Below are 16,432 nucleotides of genomic sequence, written 5' to 3' on the forward strand. Positions count from 1 at the left end.
CACCTCAACCCCACACCCCCCGGCACCACCGGCGAGCTCTACCTCACCGGACACGGCCTCGCCCACGGCTACCACCACCAACCCACCACCACCGCAACCCACTTCACCCCCAACCCCTACGGACCCCCCGGCACCCGCCTCTACCGCACCGGAGACCTGGTCAGACGCAGGCCCGACGGAGCACTCGACTACCTCGGGCGCGCCGACGAACAGGTCAAGATCCGTGGCTTCCGGGTCGAACCCGCCGAGGTCGAGGCGGCCCTGCTGAGCGACGACTCGGTCGCCCAGGCGACGGTCCTGGTCCGCACGGACGGTGACCCCGGCCGGCCCGAGGAGGGCGGCGAGAAGATCCTCGTCGGATACGTCGTGGCCGACCCGGCGGGCCCCGCCGCCGACCCGGCCGCGCTGCGGGACCGTCTGCGCGGTCTGCTCCCCGAGCATCTGGTGCCCGCCAGGATCGCCGTCCTGGACCGGCTGCCGCTGACCGCCAACGGGAAGATCGACAAGCGGGCCCTGCCCCGGGTCGACGCGCCCACCCGTACCACCGGCGGCGGACGTCCGCCGCGCACCCCCGTCGAGCGGACCCTGTGCGCGCTGTTCGCCGACGTGCTCGGCGCGAGCGGACCCGTGGGCGTCGACGACGACTTCTTCGACCTCGGCGGCCACTCCCTGCTCGCCGCCCGCCTCACCGGACGCGTCGCCACCGCGCTCGGCTCCGCCCTCCCCGCCCGGCTCACCACCCGCGACGTCTTCCTGCATCCCACCCCGGCCGCCCTCGCCGCCCATGTGGCGGCCCAGGAGACGGCCCCGGCCAAGCGGGCCAGGCCCGCGCTGCGCCGCCGTACCGCCGACGACACCCACACCGATCGGAGAAGTTCATGACCCACGACCCGCGCCCCGCGCCCGAGGACGTCGTCTGGGACCTGCCCGGCAGCGGGCCGCACCGGCTCTCGCTCCTGGTCCTCCCGCACGCGGGCGGCAACGCCCACGCCTACGCCGAGTGGCGGGAGCACCTGCCGTCGGACGTACGGCTGCTGATCGGCCAGTACCCGGGCCGGGGGGCACGCTTCTCGGAGGACCTTCCGGAGTCCGTGGACGATCTGTCCGGGCCTGTCGTGGAGGCGCTCCCGGCCGACGCGGGCGAACTGGTGGTCCTCGGGCACAGCATGGGCTCCCTGGTCGCCTTCGAGGTCGTCCGTGCCCTCCAGACGGCCGGGCGCACCCCGCGCGCCCTGATCGCCTCGGCCTGCCGGGCGCCGTTCCTCGCCAACCCGTGCGCCGTACACCCCGAACTCCTCGACGACGACGCCCTGGTGGCGGCGATCAAGGAGCGGGGCGGCACCGACGACTCGATCCTGGACGAGCCGGAGCTGCGGGAGATCGTCCTGCCGTCGATCCGTGCGGACTTCGCCATCGACGACGTCTACCAGTGCGCCGACCGGGACGCCCGGGTGGACTGCCCGGTCACCGTCATCGGCGGCGACGCCGACCCGGTGGCACCGGCGGAGAACCTGCGCCACTGGGCCGGGGTCACCGAGCACGCCTTCACCACCGAGGTGCTGCCCGGCGGTCACTTCTACTTCCAGCAGCGGCTCGACGCGTTCTTCGCGCTGGTCAACCCGGTGCTCGACGCCGCCGTGGCGCCCGCCCCGACCCCGAGCGCGGTCTGACCCCCACCCGTCTCCCCTCCTCACCGACGGGATCGGGATCACCGGCGGCCCGGCCCCCGGCCGCACCCCGAAGGCCGCCCCCTCGCCCCACCGCCTCCCCCGCTTCCTCTTCTTCCTCCGCTTCCTCTTCTTCTCCTTCCGCTGTCCCTTCCGCACCGACCGATCCGAGGACTTCCCATGACCACGTACGCCGAACCGACCACGGCGACCGCGCTCGACATCGTCCGCGAGCCCGGCAAGCCCGTCGTCGTCCGCACCCCGGCCTTCGACTCCATGGCCGAGGCCGCCGCCTGGCTGGACGGGCAGCGGGACGCCGTCCGGGCCGAGCTGCACCGCTCCGGCGCGGTCCTCCTGCGGGGCCTCCCGGTCACCGACGCGGCCGACTTCGCCCGCGCCCGGGACTCCCTCATCCGGGAGCGCGCCGGATACAAGGAGAAGGCCACCCCGCGCACCGACTTCGGCGAGGGCGTGTTCTCCTCCACCGACCTGCCGGCCGTGCAGCCGATCCGGCTGCACAACGAGAACAGCTACACCCTGGACTTCCCCGGCGTGCTGCTCTTCGGCTGCGTCACCGCGCCCGCCGTGGGCGGCGCCACCACCGTCGGCGACATGCGCGAGGCCCTGCGGCTGCTGCCGCCCGAGCTCGCCGAGCGCTTCGCGCGGGCCGGCTGGCTCCTGGTGCGCAACTACTCCGAGCTGGCGGGCCTGCCCTGGTACAAGACCTTCGCCACCGAGGACAAGTCCGTCGCCGAGGCCTACTGCCGGGAGAACACCGTCGGCTACGAGTGGCTCGACGACGACTCGATGCGGACCACCCAGCGCCGCTCGGCGATCGTCACCCACCCGGTGACCGGCGAGAAGGTCTGGTTCAACCACTTCGCGTTCTGGAACAGCCGCACCCTCGACGAGGACGTCCGCGAGGTCCTCCTGGAGACGTACGGCGAGGACGGCCTGCCGTTCTCCACCTATCTGGGCGACGGAACGGCCCTCACCGACGCCGAGGTGGACATCGTCAACGAGGTCTACGACCGGGTCACCGTCCGCGAGACCTGGCAGCGGGGCGACCTGATGCTCGTCGACAACGTCCTGTGCGCCCACGGCCGCGAGGCGTACGCGGGCGACCGGAAGATCCTCGTCGCCATGGGCGAGCCGGTCGCCCTGGCCGACTGCGCCCCCGAGACCGCCCCTTCGACCGCCCGCCACGGGGAGTGAACCCGAGATGACCGCCGTCCTGCCCGAGCGCGCCACCGCGCCCGCCCCCCGTACCACCGTCCCGTCCGCCGCGCCCGCCGACCTGATGGAGCGGCTCGCCCGGGTCCCCGGCGGCCGTACCGCCGTGGTCGCCGCCGACCGCACCCTCGACTTCGCGGAGCTGCGCGCCGAGGCGGCCCGGATCGCCGCCCGCCTCGCCGGTCTCGGGATCGGCCGCGAGAGCGTCGTCGCGCTCTGCCTGCCGCGCGGCGCGGACCTCGTCGCCGCCCTCGTCGGCACCCTCACCGCCGGTGCCGCCTATCTGCCCGTCGACCCGAACCTGCCCGCCGACCGGCGCCGCTATCTCGTGGAGGACGCCCGCGCCGACCTGGTCGTGACGTCCGGGGCCGGGGCGGAGCCGCTCACCGGGGGCGTGCCGCACCTGACCGCCGCCGAGCTGAGCGCGCCCGGTCCGGACGCGGGTGGGTTCCGGCCGCTGCCGGTGTCCGCCGACACGCTCGCCTACGTCATCTACACCTCCGGGTCCACCGGCCGCCCCAAGGGCGTGGAGATCGGCCGGGCGTCCGCCGCCGCGCTGCTCGACGAGCTGGAGGGGGCGGGCATCGCCGTCACCGACGGCGGACGGGTCGGCTGGAACGCCTCCCCCTCCTTCGACGCCTCCGTCCAGCAGTGGGTACGGCTCTGCCGGGGCGACACCCTGGTGATGGTCGACGAGGAGACCAGGCGGGACCCCGCGCTGCTCGCCGCCTTCGTGGACGCGCACGCCCTCACCGATCTCGATCTGACGCCCTCGCACGCCGATCCGCTGCTCGACCTGCTGTCGGCCGACGGCGGGCCGCGCCCGCTGACCCTCCTGGTGGGCGGTGAGGCGGTGTCGCCCGCGCTGTGGGAGCGGATCGCGGCCCGCGCCGCCGCCGGGACGGTCCGTGCGGTGAACCTGTACGGGCCCACCGAGTGCACGGTCGACTCCACCGCCGGGTGGATCGAGGGGCCGGACACGGAACCGCACATCGGCACCGCGCTCCCGGGACTGCGGACGCGGCTCCTGGACGAGAGGCTGCGGCCGGTCCCCGAGGGCGCGACCGGCGAGCTGTACCTCGCCGGGCCCCGGGTCGGACGCGGATACCGGCGTCGCCCCGCCCTGACGGCGGACCGGTTCGTACCGGACGTCGAGGACCCGGCGGGCGGCGGCCGGATGTACCGGACCGGTGACCTGTGCCGGATGCGCCCGGACGGCCGGCTGGTCTCCCTGGGCCGCACCGACGGACAGGTGAAGCTGCGCGGCCACCGCATCGAACTGCCGGAGATCGAGGCCGCGCTGACCCGCCTCCCGGGCGTCGCCGAAGCCGCGGTGCTCGTACGGGAGGACCAGGGCGGCACGCCGGGACTCGCCGCCTACTACCGGGTGGCGACCGGCGCCGGGGTGACGGCGGAGGAGCTGCGCACCCTGCTCGCGGCCGAGCTGCCCTCGTACATGGTGCCGTCCTCGTTCACCGCGCTGGAGCGCTTCCCCACCACCACGAACGGCAAGCTGGACCGGGCCGCGCTGCCCGCGCCCGCCGCGCGGGAGTCGGCGGGCGCCGTCGACACCGGTGAACTCTCCGGCGAGGTCGAGCGGTTGATCGGCGGTGTGTGGGCCACGGTGCTCGGCGCCTCCCGGATCGGCCCCGAGGACAACTTCTTCAAACTGGGCGGCCACTCGCTGCTCGCGATCAAGCTGGTCTCGCGGGTGCGGGCCGAGCTGAAGGTGGCGCTGCCGGTGAAGGCGGTCTACTCGCACCCGCGCCTGCGTGATCTGGCCCGGCACATCGAGGAGTTGCTCGCCGCCCCGAAGCCCTGACCTCCGCACTCCGCGCCCCCGCCCTTACGGCCCCGCTCCACTCGCCCCCGATCACCCCGAGGATGACCGTGATCCCCCTGTCCTTCGCCCAGCGCCGTCTGTGGTTCCTGAACCGGCTCGACGGCCCGTCCTCGACGTACAACGCGCCGGTCGTGCTGCGGCTCGACGGGGTCCCGGACCTTCCGGCCCTCCGGGCGGCGCTCGGGGACCTGGTCCGGCGGCACGAGGTGCTGCGCACGGTGTTCCCCGCCGGGCCGGACGGGGAGCCGTACCAGGACGTCGCCCCGGAAACCGGCATCACCCTGTCGGTACGGGAGTGCCCGGCGTCCGAGCTGGACGAGCGGGTCGCCCTCCTCGGCCGGGAGACCTTCGACATCGGCTCCCAACTGCCCTTCCGCGCGACCCTTCTCCTTCCCGTGAACGGCCCCGGCTCGGTGCTCGTCCTGCTGCTCCACCACGTGGCCACCGACGGCTGGTCGCTCGGCCCGCTGCTGCGTGACCTCACGGAGGCGTACGCGGCGAGGCTCGCCGGGAAGGCACCCGACCGGCCCGGACTCCCCGTCCGCTACACCGACTACACCCTGTGGCAGCACGAGCTGCTCGGCGATCCGGCCGACCCCGGCAGCCTGGCCCGCGAGCAGCTGGACCACTGGACGGAGGCCCTGGCGGGGCTGCCGCCGGTGACGGCGCTGCCCGCGGACCGGCCCCGGCCGGCCGAGCCCAGCCACCGGGGCGGTACGGTCACCGCGCGGATCGGCCCGGAGGCCCACCGGGGGCTGCTCACGCTGTCGCGGAAGGCGGGCGCGAGCCTGTTCATGGTGGTGCGGGCGGCGCTCGCGACGGCGCTCTCGGCCGCCGGGGCGGGCGAGGACCTGGCGATCGGGACGCCGGTCGCGGGTCGTCCCGAGGAGGACCTGTACGAGCTGGTCGGGTTCTTCGTGAACTCGCTCGCGCTGCGCACCGATCTGTCGGGCGACCCCACGGTCATGGAGCTGGTGGACCGGGTGCGGGCCGCCGACCTCGCCGCGTACGCCCACGAGGAGCTGCCGTTCGACCTCCTCGTGGAGCATCTCAACCCCGACCGTTCGCTCTCCCACCACCCCTTCTTCCAGGTGATGCTGAGCCTCCAGGACGCCGGGGCGCCCGAGCGGATCGCGTTCGGTCCGGTCGCCGCGACCCTGGAGACCTCGGACCTGGCGGCGGCGAAGTTCGACCTGACGGTGGTGTGCGCCGAACGGCAGGGCGCTTCGGGCGGACCCGACGGACTGGAGGTAGCCGTCCAGTACGCGACGGACCTGTTCGACGAGGGGACCGCGCGCCTCCTCCTCGACCTGTACGTCCGGTCGCTCCTGGCCTTCGCCGAGCGGCCCGGCGCCCGGCTCGGGAAACTCGCCCTGGTCGGGGAGGAGGAGCGCGCCGCGCTCGCGGACCGGCACGAGCGGCTGGCCGTCGCCGCGGCCGAGCGGCACGCGGCGGAGCGGGAGGCGGGCTCGGCGGAGGGGACGGACGCGGGGCCGCTCGCGGAGATCCTCTGCGGGCTCTTCGCCGAGGTGCTCGGCCTCGGACGGGTCGGCGCGGAGGACAACTTCTTCCGTTCGGGCGGGCATTCACTGCTCGCCGGGAAGCTGATGAACCGGGTGCGGACGGTGGTGGGCCGGGAGGCGGGCATCCGCGACCTGTTCCTCGCGCCGACCCCGGCCGGGCTCGCCCGGCGCATCGGGGAACGGGGCGGCGACGGCGGGACGCGCCCGGCGCTGCGTCCGGTGCCTCCGGCCGAGCGGCCCGAGCGGCTGCCGCTGTCGTACGCGCAGCGGAGCCTGTGGTTCGTGGGGCAGTTGGAGGGGCGCAGCGCCACGTACAACATTCCGCTGGTGCGGCGGCTCGACCGGCCGCTGCTCGCGGGGCCGTTCGCGCGGGCGCTCGCGGACGTGGCGGAGCGGCACGAGGTGCTGCGGACCGTGTACCCCTCGCTCGCGGGCGAGCCGTACCAGGAGATCCGGTCCGGTGTCCGGCCCGCGCTCGCGCTGGTGCGGGTCGCGGACGCGGCGGGGATCGCGGCGGCGGTGGACACGGCTGCGGGGTACGTCTTCGACCTGGCGACGGAGATCCCCTTCCGGGCCACCCTGATCGACTGCGCGGCGGACGGCGGTCAGGTGCTCGTCCTGCTGGTGCACCACATCGCCGGGGACGGCTGGTCCACCGAGCATCTGCTCGCCGACCTGGCCGAGGCGTACACGGCACGGCTCGCGGGGCGGGAACCGGGGCGGGAACCGCTGCCGGTCCAGTACGCCGACTACACCCTGTGGCAGCGGGAGCTGCTCGGGGACGCCGAACGGGCGGACAGCCTGATGAGTCGTCAGCTGGGTTACTGGAAGGAGAATCTGGCGGGTCTTCCGCCGCTGATCGGACTGCCCACCGACCGTCCGCGTCCGGCCGAGCCCTCCCACCGGGGCGCCCTGGCCCCCTTCTCCCTGGACGCGGAGACCCACCGGGCCCTGGTGCGTACCGCGCACGCCACCGGTACGACCCTGTTCATGGTGGTGCAGGCGGCGCTGCTCGCGCTGCTGAGCCGTCACGGGGCCGGGTCCGAGCCCGTGGTGGGCACCACGGTGGCGGGGCGCGGCGACGACGCCCTGCACCGGCTCGCCGGGTTCTTCGTGAACACCCTGGTCCTGCGGACGTCCACGGACGGCGACCCGCGCTTCACGGAGCTGCTCGGCCGGGTCAGGGAGACCGACCTCGGGGCCTTCGGGCACCAGGACGTGCCCTTCGACCGGCTCGTGGAGCACCTCAACCCGCGCCGGTCCTCGGCCCATCACCCGCTGGTGCAGGTGATGCTCCAGGTGCACACCTCCGCCGGCGGGGCGGCGCCCTCGGCCCTGTCGGGGACGCCGGTGCCGTTCGGGACGGACAGCGCCAAGACCGATCTGACCTTCGCCCTGACGGCGGGCCGGGACGCCGCCGGGGAGCCGGGCGGGCTGACGGGCGTACTGGAGTACGCGACGGACCTCTTCACCCCGGCGACCGCCGCGCTGCTCACGGCGCGTCTGGTGGCCACGCTGCGGGCGGTCGCCGCCGACCCGGAGCAGCGGGTGGAGGACCTGGTGTACGCGGATGTCACGGCCGGTGCGGCGGCGGACGGTGAGGAGGTCGTCCTGGACGGGCGGGGACGCCCGGTGCCGGTGGGCGTACCGGGTGAGGTGCACCGGCGCGGGGGCGCGGCGGGCGCGGCGCCGGTGCGGACCGGGCGGCGGGCGGTGCGGGGCGCCGACGGGGTGCTGCGGACGCTCGGGGACAGCGCTGTCGGCGGGTACGTGGTGGAGCCCGGCCGGGTGGAAGCGGCGCTCACCGCGCATCCGGCGGTCGCGGAGGCGGCCACGACGGTCCGCGCGGACCGGCTGCTCGCCTATGTGGTGCGGCGGCCCGGCGCGGCGGCGGCGGAGGTGGCGGAGCTGCGGTCCTGGGCGGCCGGGCGGCTGCCCGAGTATCTGGTGCCCGCGGTGGTGGTGGTCCTGTCCGGGCTGCCGAGGGACGCGGACGGCGCCGTCGACGCGGCGGCCCTGCCGGAGCCGGGGCAGGAGCCGCCGGTGGAGGCGGCCACGCCGTGGGAGGAGCGGGTCGGCGCCCTGTTCACGGAGCTGCTCGGCGGTCGTGCGGTCGGCCGGGACGACAACTTCTTCCGGGTGGGCGGGCATTCGCTGCTCGCGGTGCAGTTGGTGAACCGGGTGCGGGCGGACCTCGGCCGGGAGATCACCCTGCGGGAGGTGTTCCGCCATCCGACGGTCGCCACCCTCGCCGCGCGGCTCGCCGAGCCCGCCGCGCAGAGCCCGGCGAAGGCGCCCGCCCTGCGCCGCCGCACCCGGGCGGGGACGCGGGTGCCGACGAGCTGACGGCCGGGACGGGGCACCCGGGGCGTGCACGCCGCGCGTGGGCCCCACCGGGGCGGACGGCTCCGCCGGGGAGCGGCTTCACCGGGGAGCGGCTTCACCGGGGGACGACCGGTGCGGGGTGGTCCGGGGCGAGACGGTCCGATGCGAGACGGTCCGGTCGGCCGGGGCCTGACGGCTGCTCCCGCTCCTGCCCGCCCGCACGCCTGCGGGGACCGCCTCCCCTGCGGGACGGGCGCCCGCACGGCGTCCGTCTCCGGGGAGGCGGCTCCCGGCGGTGCGGCCCGCACCACGGCTCCCCCGGCGGTAGCCCCTGGCGGCAGTATCGCCGGGGATTCTGCCGGAGGGACTGCCCGCCGGGCCGGTGGGGCGCGCCTAGCGTGGGGGCACGGAGGCGAGCGGCACCGACGCCCCCGGCCCTCACCCCCGTTCCCGTTGGAGGACCCACGATGCCCGCACCCGAGCCGATGCTCCTCGACGGCGGCCCCGCGGTGCGGCCCGCGCCGCGCGTGCTGGACCGGATCGACGCCCGGGTCGCCGCGGGCCCCGGGCGGCTCGCGCTGGTCCACGGGGACGAGCGGATGACGTACGGCGAGCTGGCCGGGGCCGTCGCCGCGCGGGCCGCCGAACTGGCCGCGCTCGGGGCGGGCCCCGGGCGGCTGGTCGCGGTGCACCGGCCTCGTGGTGTGCGGGCGATCGTGGGGCTGCTGGCCGTGCTGCGGACCGGCGCCGCGTATCTGCCGCTGGACATCCAGGCGCCGGACGCCCGCAACGCGGCGATCCTCGCCGACGCCTGCGGGGACGCCGCGCCCGAGCCGGCCGAGGTCGCCGCGCGGGGCGAGCTGGTGCTCGGCGGCCCCGGGGCTCCCGAGGACGCCGCCTACGTCATCTACACGTCCGGTTCGACGGGAACGCCCAACGGCGTGGTCGTCGGGCACGGTTCGCTCGCCCACTTCGTGGCCGGGGCGACCCCGGCGTACGGCATCGGCGCCGGGGACCGGGTGCTGCAGTTCAGCCCGCTGCACTTCGACGCCAGTGTGCAGGAGATCTTCTGCACGCTCGGCGCGGGCGGTGTCCTGGTGCTCCGCACCGACGACATGCTGGACGTGCGGGACCTCCTCGCGGGCTGTGCGGCCCACGGGGTGAGCGTGCTCGATCTGCCCGCCGCGTACTGGCACGAGCTGGTCTACGCGCTGGCCGCCGGTCTCGTCGCGCTCCCGGACCGCCTGCGCACGGTCCTCATCTACGGCGAGGCCGCGCTGCCCGAGCGGGTGGCGCAGTGGTGCCGTCTGGTGGAGGGCCGGGTGCGGCTCCTCAACGTGTACGGTCCGACGGAGACGACCGTCGTCGCCACCGTCGCGGACCTGTCCGGCTACGGGGACGGTCCCGTGCCCATCGGTCGTCCGCTGCCGGGGGTGCGCGGTGCGCTCGTGGACGGTGAACTGTGGCTCCTGGGCGGCGGTCTGACGCTGGGTTACCTCGGACGTCCGGAGCTGAACGCGCGCCGGTTCACATCGCTGGGCGGCGAGCGCGCCTACCGGACCGGGGACGTGGCGAGCTTCCGGACCGACGGGCAGATCGACTACCACGGCCGGATCGACGACGAGGTGAAGATCGGCGGCCAGCGGATCGATCCGGCTTCCGTGGAGTCGGTGCTCTCCGGCCACCCCGGGGTCCGCGAGGTGGCCGTGGTCGCCCAGGAGGCGGAGGCCGGGGTCAAGCGGCTGGTCGCCTTCGCCGTGGTCGAGCCGGGTGTCGGGGCGGAGGAACTCCGGCACGCCGTACGGGAGTCGATGCCCGCCGCAGCCGTGCCGAGCGTGGTCGCGCTGGTCCCGGAGCTGCCCCGGACGAGTTCGGGGAAGATCGCCCGGAAGGTCCTGCGGACCACCGACCCGTGCCCGCCGCTGGTGCTCCTCGACGAGGCCGACCGGGTGCCGCTGTCGGCCGCGCAGCGCAGGCTGTGGCTCATCGGCCGGATGGAGGGGCCCTCGGCGACGTACAACATGCCCGTCGTGGTGGAGCTGGACGGGCTGCCCGACCGGGTCGCGCTGGCCGCCGCCCTGACGGACCTGGTGGAGCGCCACGAGGTGCTGCGGACGGTGTTCCCGGCCGCCGGGGGCGAGCCGTACCAGCACGTCCTGGACACGGCGGCGCCGCTCTTCACCGTCGAGAGGTGCGCCCCCGGGGAGCTGGCCGCGCGGGTCGCCGCGCGGACCGCCGAGCCCTTCGACCTCACCCGTGAGCGGCCCTTCCGGGCCCGTCTCATCGACACCGGGGACGGCGGGTCCACGCTCGTCCTGCTGCTGCACCACGTGGCCGGTGACGGCTGGTCGGTCGATCCGCTGCTCCGGGACCTGGCCACCGCCTACGAAGCCCGGCTCGCGGGCCGCGCGCCCGGCCGGGAGCCGCTGCCGGTGCAGTACGCCGACTACACCCTCTGGCAGCACGAGCTGCTCGGCGAGGTGACAGATCCCGAGAGCCTGGCGCACCGTCAGCTCACCTACTGGAAGGCCACGTTGGCGGGGATGCCGGGGGCGGCGCCGCTCCCGGTGGACCGGCCGCGGCCCGCCGATCCCTCGCACCGGGGCGCCACGGTCACCGCCCGGCTCGACGCGGACGTCCAGGGCCGGCTGGCCCGGCTCGCCGACGAGCGCGGCGCGAGCATGATGATGGTGCTCCAGGCGGCGCTCGCGGTCACCCTGGCCGCCACCGGTACCGGCACCGACGTCCCCCTGGGCACCCCGGTGGCGGGGCGCTCCGACGAGGCGCTGGGCGATCTGGTCGGCTTCTTCGTGAACACGCTGGTCCTGCGCACCGACACCTCGGGCGCGCCGACCTTCGGGGAGCTGGTGGAGCGCGTGCGGGACGCCGACCTCGCCGCCTACGCCCACCAGGAGCTGCCCTTCGACCTGCTCGTGGAGCAGCTCAACCCGGAGCGCGTCCTGGGCCGTCACCCGCTGTTCCAGGTGATGCTGACCGTGCAGGGCGAGGCGCCGGGCGGTGAGCGGACGACGGAACTCGGCGGGCTGCGGGGGCGTTTCGCGGACAGTGGGCTGCGGGTCGCCAAGTTCGACCTGATGGCGTCCTGCTTCGACGGCCGGGACGAGGCGGGGAACGCCACCGGGCTCGACATCTGGCTTCAGTACGCCACGGATCTCTTCGACGGGTCGACCGCGCGGCTGCTCCTGGACGTCTTCGAGCGGGTGCTGCGGGCGTGCGCCGCCGACCCGGAGCTGCGGCCCTCCTCGCTCGCCCTGGTGGCGCCGGAGGAGCGGGAAGGGCTCGCGGCGCGCCGTACGGCCGTCGCCGGGCTGGCCGCCCGAGCGGCGGAGGCGGAGCGGTCGGCCGGGAGCGGCGCCGGGCAGGGCGCGGCCCCGCACCAGGAGGCCCTCCAGGCCTTGTTCGCCGAGGTGCTGGGGGTCGAACGGGTCGGCGCCGACGAGGACTTCTTCTCCATCGGCGGGCACTCCATGTCGGGGGTGCGGCTCTGCAACCGGGTCCGCGCGCTCCTCGGCGTCGAGGTCCGCATCCGGGACCTCTTCCTGGCGCCGAGCCCCGCCCGGCTCGCCCGCCGGATCGCGGAGCGCCCGGCGGACGGGGACGCCCAGGGCGCGGACGGCCGGGCGACCGGGGACGGAGCGGCCGGGGAGGGACCGGCCGGGCGGGGGCGTTCGCGGCGGGAGCCGCTGGTCAGGGCCGCCCGGCGGCCGGAGCGGCTGCCGCTGTCGTACGCCCAGCGCAGGCTGTGGTTCGTGAACGAGCTGGAGGGCGCCGGTCCCTCGTACAACATTCCGATCGTGCTGCGGCCCGCGCGGGCCCTGGACGCTCCGGCGCTGACCGCCGCGCTCGCGGACGTCGCCGCCCGGCACGAGGTGCTGCGGACGGTGTACCCGGCGGTCGAGGGCGAGCCGTACCAGCGGATCCTGGACGGCGCGCGGCCGGTGCTCGAAGTGGCGGAGGTGCCCGCCGGGGAGCTGGACCGCGCCCTGGCCTCGGCCGCCGGGCATGTGTTCGACCTGGCGCGGGACGTGCCCCTGCGGGCCTGGCTGATCACCCCGGACGACGGCAGCGGTCAGGTGCTGGTGCTGCTCCTGCACCACATCGCGGGCGACGGCTGGTCCACGGGCCCGCTGCTCGCGGACCTCTCGGCCGCCTACGGTGCCCGGCTCGCGGGACGGGCCCCCGACCGGGAGCCGCTGCCGGTGCAGTACGCCGACTACACCCTGTGGCAGCTCGGCGCGGCCCATGACGGACGCGCGGACAGCGATCTCGCCTTCTGGGAGCGGGAGTTGGCGGACCTGCCGCCGGTCCTGGAGCTTCCGGTGGCCCGCACCAGGCCCGCCGAGGCCACCCACCGGGGCGCCCGGGTCCCGCTGGACGTGACCCCCTCGACGCACACGGCGCTGGCCCGGCTGGCCCGGGAGACCGGCACCACCCTGTTCATGGTGGTGCAGGCGGCCCTCGCCGCGACCCTGACCCGGCACGGCGCGGGCACGGACCTGCCGCTCGGCACGATGGCGGCGGGCCGCGACGACGACGCCCTCGGCGGGCTCGTCGGCTTCTTCGTCAACACGCTGGTGCTGCGGACGGACACCTCGGGCGACCCGTCGTTCCGGGAGCTGCTCGGCCGGGTCCGGGAGACCGCTCTGGCGGCCTACGCCCACCAGGAACTCCCCTTCGACCGGCTCGTCGAGCACCTCAACCCGCGCCGTTCCACCGCCCATCACCCGCTGGTGCAGGTGATCGTGCAGCTCCACCAGGACTACACGGCCGGACTCGGTGACGCGGCCCTCGCCGGGACTCCGGTGGCGGTGGAGAACGGCTCGACCAAGTTCGACATGACGCTCGCGCTGTGGGAGGCCCACGGCCCGGACGGCGTGCCCGCCGGGCTCTCCGGCGGTCTGGAGTACGCCACCGACCTGTACGACGCGGCCACCGCCGGGCTGCTGGCCGGCCGGATCGCCACGACCCTGGAGGCGGTGGCGGCCGATCCGGGCCTGCGGATAGGGGAGTTGGGGCGGCTGACGCCCGAGGAGCACGCGCTGCTCGTGCGGGAGCACGACGACACCGTCCACGACGCCGCCGCCGAGGGGCCGTTCGCCCCGGGCCCGGTGCACGTCCTGCTCGCGGAGCGGGCCCGCCGGACGCCCGACGCGCCCGCCGTGACCTTCGGCGCCGAGACCCTCTCGTACGCCGAACTCGACTCCCGGGCCAACGTCCTGGCGCACCGGCTGCTCGCCGCCGCGCCCGCCCCGCGCCCCGCTGTCGGCGTCCTCCTGGAGCGCGGTCCGCTGCTCGTGGTGGCGGCGCTCGCGGCCCTCAAGTGCGGCGCGGCCTATCTGCCGCTGGACCCGGCGCTGCCGGAGGCGCGCCTGGCGATGATGCTGGCGGACGCGGGGGCGGGCGCCCTGGTCACGGACGGCTCCCTGGCGGACGCGGCGGCCGTGACGGCGGCGCGGGAGGCCGGTCTTCCGGTGCTCGTCGCGGACGCGGCGGACGGCGACACGGGAGGCGGCGGCACGACGGACGGTGCGGCGCCGGACCCGGGCGATCCCGGGGTCCCGGTCGCCGCCGACGACCTCATGTACGTGATGTTCACCTCGGGCTCCACCGGCCGCCCCAAGGGCGTCGGGGTCACCCACGCCAACGTGGCGGCGCTGGCCGCGGACCGCGAGTGGGACGTCGCCCACCACGCCCGGATGCTGGTGCACTCGGCGATCGGCTTCGACGCCTCCACGTACGAGCTGTGGGTGCCGCTGCTGCACGGCGGGGAGCTGGTGATCGCCCCCGGGGACGGCGCCGACCTGGCGGAACTGGACCGGACGGTCCGGGCCCACGGGGTCACCGCCGCCTACTTCACGATGGGCCTCTTCCATGTGATGGCCGACGAGGGTCTCGACACGCTGCGGCTCCTCAAGGAGGTGTGGACGGGCGGCGACACGGCCTCCCCGAGCGCCCTGCGCCGGGTCCTCGCGCACTGCCCGGACACCGTGGTCGTCCACTCCTACGGTCCCACCGAGACCACCTTCGCCTCGCACAACCAGCGGTTCGCCGTCCACGAGCGGACGCTGCCCGGGGTGTTCCTGGGGCGGCCGATGGACAACACCCGGGGCTACGTCCTCGACGAGCGGCTGCGGCCCGTGCCGCCGGGGGTGCCGGGAGAGCTGTACGTGGCGGGCTCGCACGTCGCCCGGGGGTACGTGGGGCGGCCGGCGCTGACGTCGGAACGGTTCGTGCCGGACGCGTACGGCGACGGCGGGCGGATGTACCGCACCGGTGACCTGGTGTGCCGGACACCCGAGGGCGAACTGCGGTTCCTCGGCCGGGCCGACGGCCAGGTGAAGCTGCGCGGCTTCCGCATCGAGCCCGGCGAGGCCGAGGAGGCCCTGTCCCGGCACCCCGCCGTCGGACAGGCCGTGGTCGTCGTCCGGGAGGACCGGCCGGGCGAGAAGGAACTCGTCGGGTACGTGGTCCCCCGCGCGGGTACCTCGGTCACCGGGGCCGAGGTCCTGGCGACGGCCGCCGCCGAGCTGCCCGCGCATCTGGTGCCCGCCGCCGTGGTCGTCCTGGACGCCGTCCCGCTGACCGTCAACGGGAAGCCCGACCGCCGGGCCCTGCCCGCCCCCGAGCGGCCCGCCGCGACGGCTTCGGGCCGACGCCCCCGCAGCGCCCGCGAGGAGGTGCTGTGCGGCCTCTTCGCCGAGATCCTCAAGGTGCCGGAGGTCGGCATCGACGACAACTTCTTCACCCTGGGCGGCCATTCGCTCCTCGGCGTCCGGCTCGTGAGCCGGATGCGGACGGTCCTGGGCGTGGAGCGCGGGGTCCGTGACCTCTTCCGCACCCCGACCGTCGCCGGGCTGCTCCGGGCGCACGAGCAGGACGGCGCCGACGGCGGCGCCATGGGGGTGCTGCTGCCGCTGAGCACCCGGGGCCGCCGACGCCCGCTGTTCTGCGTGCACCCCGGGACGGGGGTCGGCTGGTCGTACGCCGGGCTCGCCCGGCACCTCGGCGAGGACCAGCCGCTGTACGCCCTCCAGGCCCGCGCCCTGAGCGAACCTGGGTACGCCCCGGGCAGCGTGGAGGAGATGGCCGAGGAGTATCTGGAGCGGGTCCGGCTCGTGCAGCCGTGGGGCCCCTACCGGCTGCTCGGCTGGTCCTTCGGCGGCACCGTGGCGCACGCCATGGCCGTACGGCTCGCGGAGCTCGGGGAGCGGGTGGAGCTGCTGGCCCTGATGGACGTGCACCGGACCGGTCCCGGCAGCCCCGCGCACGCCGGTGCCGCCGCGGCGGCGGCCGACGGCCCCGACTCCTCCGACCCGGCGGCGGTGGCCGCCGCGGTCGAGGCGGCGCGCCGGGACGATCCGGTGCTCGCCGGGTTCACCGACGCGGAACTGCGGGCCGTGGCGGGCGCCTCCCGCACCCACGCCGAACTGATGGCCCGGTACGTGCCCGGACGTGCCGCAGCGGACACGGTGTTCTTCACGGCCCGACGGCCGGGCGAGGAACCGGGGGCGCTCGCCGCCTCGTGGCGTCCCTTCCTCGACGGGAACCTGGAGAACCACACGGTCGACTCCACCCACCTGGGCATGACCGAACCCGCGCCCCTCCGGGAGATCGGCCGGATCGTCGCCGGGAAGCTCGACTCCTTCAGCAACACGCACACCCACTGAACAGAATTCCGCAGACGGACTCCACACCAGCCCCATGCATCGACTCCATACATCGACTCCATAAACAAACCCCCGTACATCAAGTCCGCGCATCGATCCGCACCTCCATTCCGCACACGAATGCACCGAACGAATTCGGTGCATCAATTCCGC

Annotated in this window: 6 protein-coding genes; all 6 read left to right on the forward strand. The window is 75.5% G+C overall.

Features of this window, described 5'->3' with window-relative positions:
• On the forward strand, positions 1-882 hold an 882-nt coding region (locus ACIO92_RS00005; RefSeq protein WP_366440948.1), incomplete at its 5' end, for a phosphopantetheine-binding protein.
• A complete protein-coding gene (locus ACIO92_RS00010; protein ID WP_402280711.1) occupies positions 879-1,670 on the forward strand; it encodes a thioesterase II family protein in 792 nt (263 codons plus the stop codon). The genes ACIO92_RS00005 and ACIO92_RS00010, both read left to right, overlap by 4 nt.
• A gap of 177 nt (positions 1,671-1,847) precedes the next feature.
• Positions 1,848-2,882, forward strand: a complete 1,035-nt coding sequence (locus tag ACIO92_RS00015; RefSeq protein ID WP_402055732.1) for a TauD/TfdA family dioxygenase — start codon at positions 1,848-1,850, stop codon at positions 2,880-2,882.
• A 7-nt stretch (positions 2,883-2,889) separates the two neighbouring features.
• The gene (locus ACIO92_RS00020; protein WP_401235961.1) at positions 2,890-4,722 is read left to right on the forward strand and encodes an amino acid adenylation domain-containing protein; all 1,833 of its coding nucleotides are present in this window, start codon (positions 2,890-2,892) and stop codon (positions 4,720-4,722) included.
• Positions 4,723-4,784: 62 nt separating this feature from the next.
• Entirely contained in the window at positions 4,785-8,612 is a 3,828-nt protein-coding gene (locus ACIO92_RS00025; RefSeq protein ID WP_402280709.1) for a condensation domain-containing protein, read from the forward strand.
• A gap of 446 nt (positions 8,613-9,058) precedes the next feature.
• Positions 9,059-16,279: an amino acid adenylation domain-containing protein gene (locus ACIO92_RS00030; protein ID WP_402280707.1), complete on the forward strand. Its 7,221-nt coding sequence runs from the start codon at positions 9,059-9,061 to the stop codon at positions 16,277-16,279.
• The last annotated feature ends 153 nt before the right edge of the window (positions 16,280-16,432 follow it).

It is taken from the genome of Streptomyces sp. NPDC087215, from assembly GCF_044744885.1.
Classification (GTDB): Bacteria; Actinomycetota; Actinomycetes; order Streptomycetales; family Streptomycetaceae; genus Streptomyces.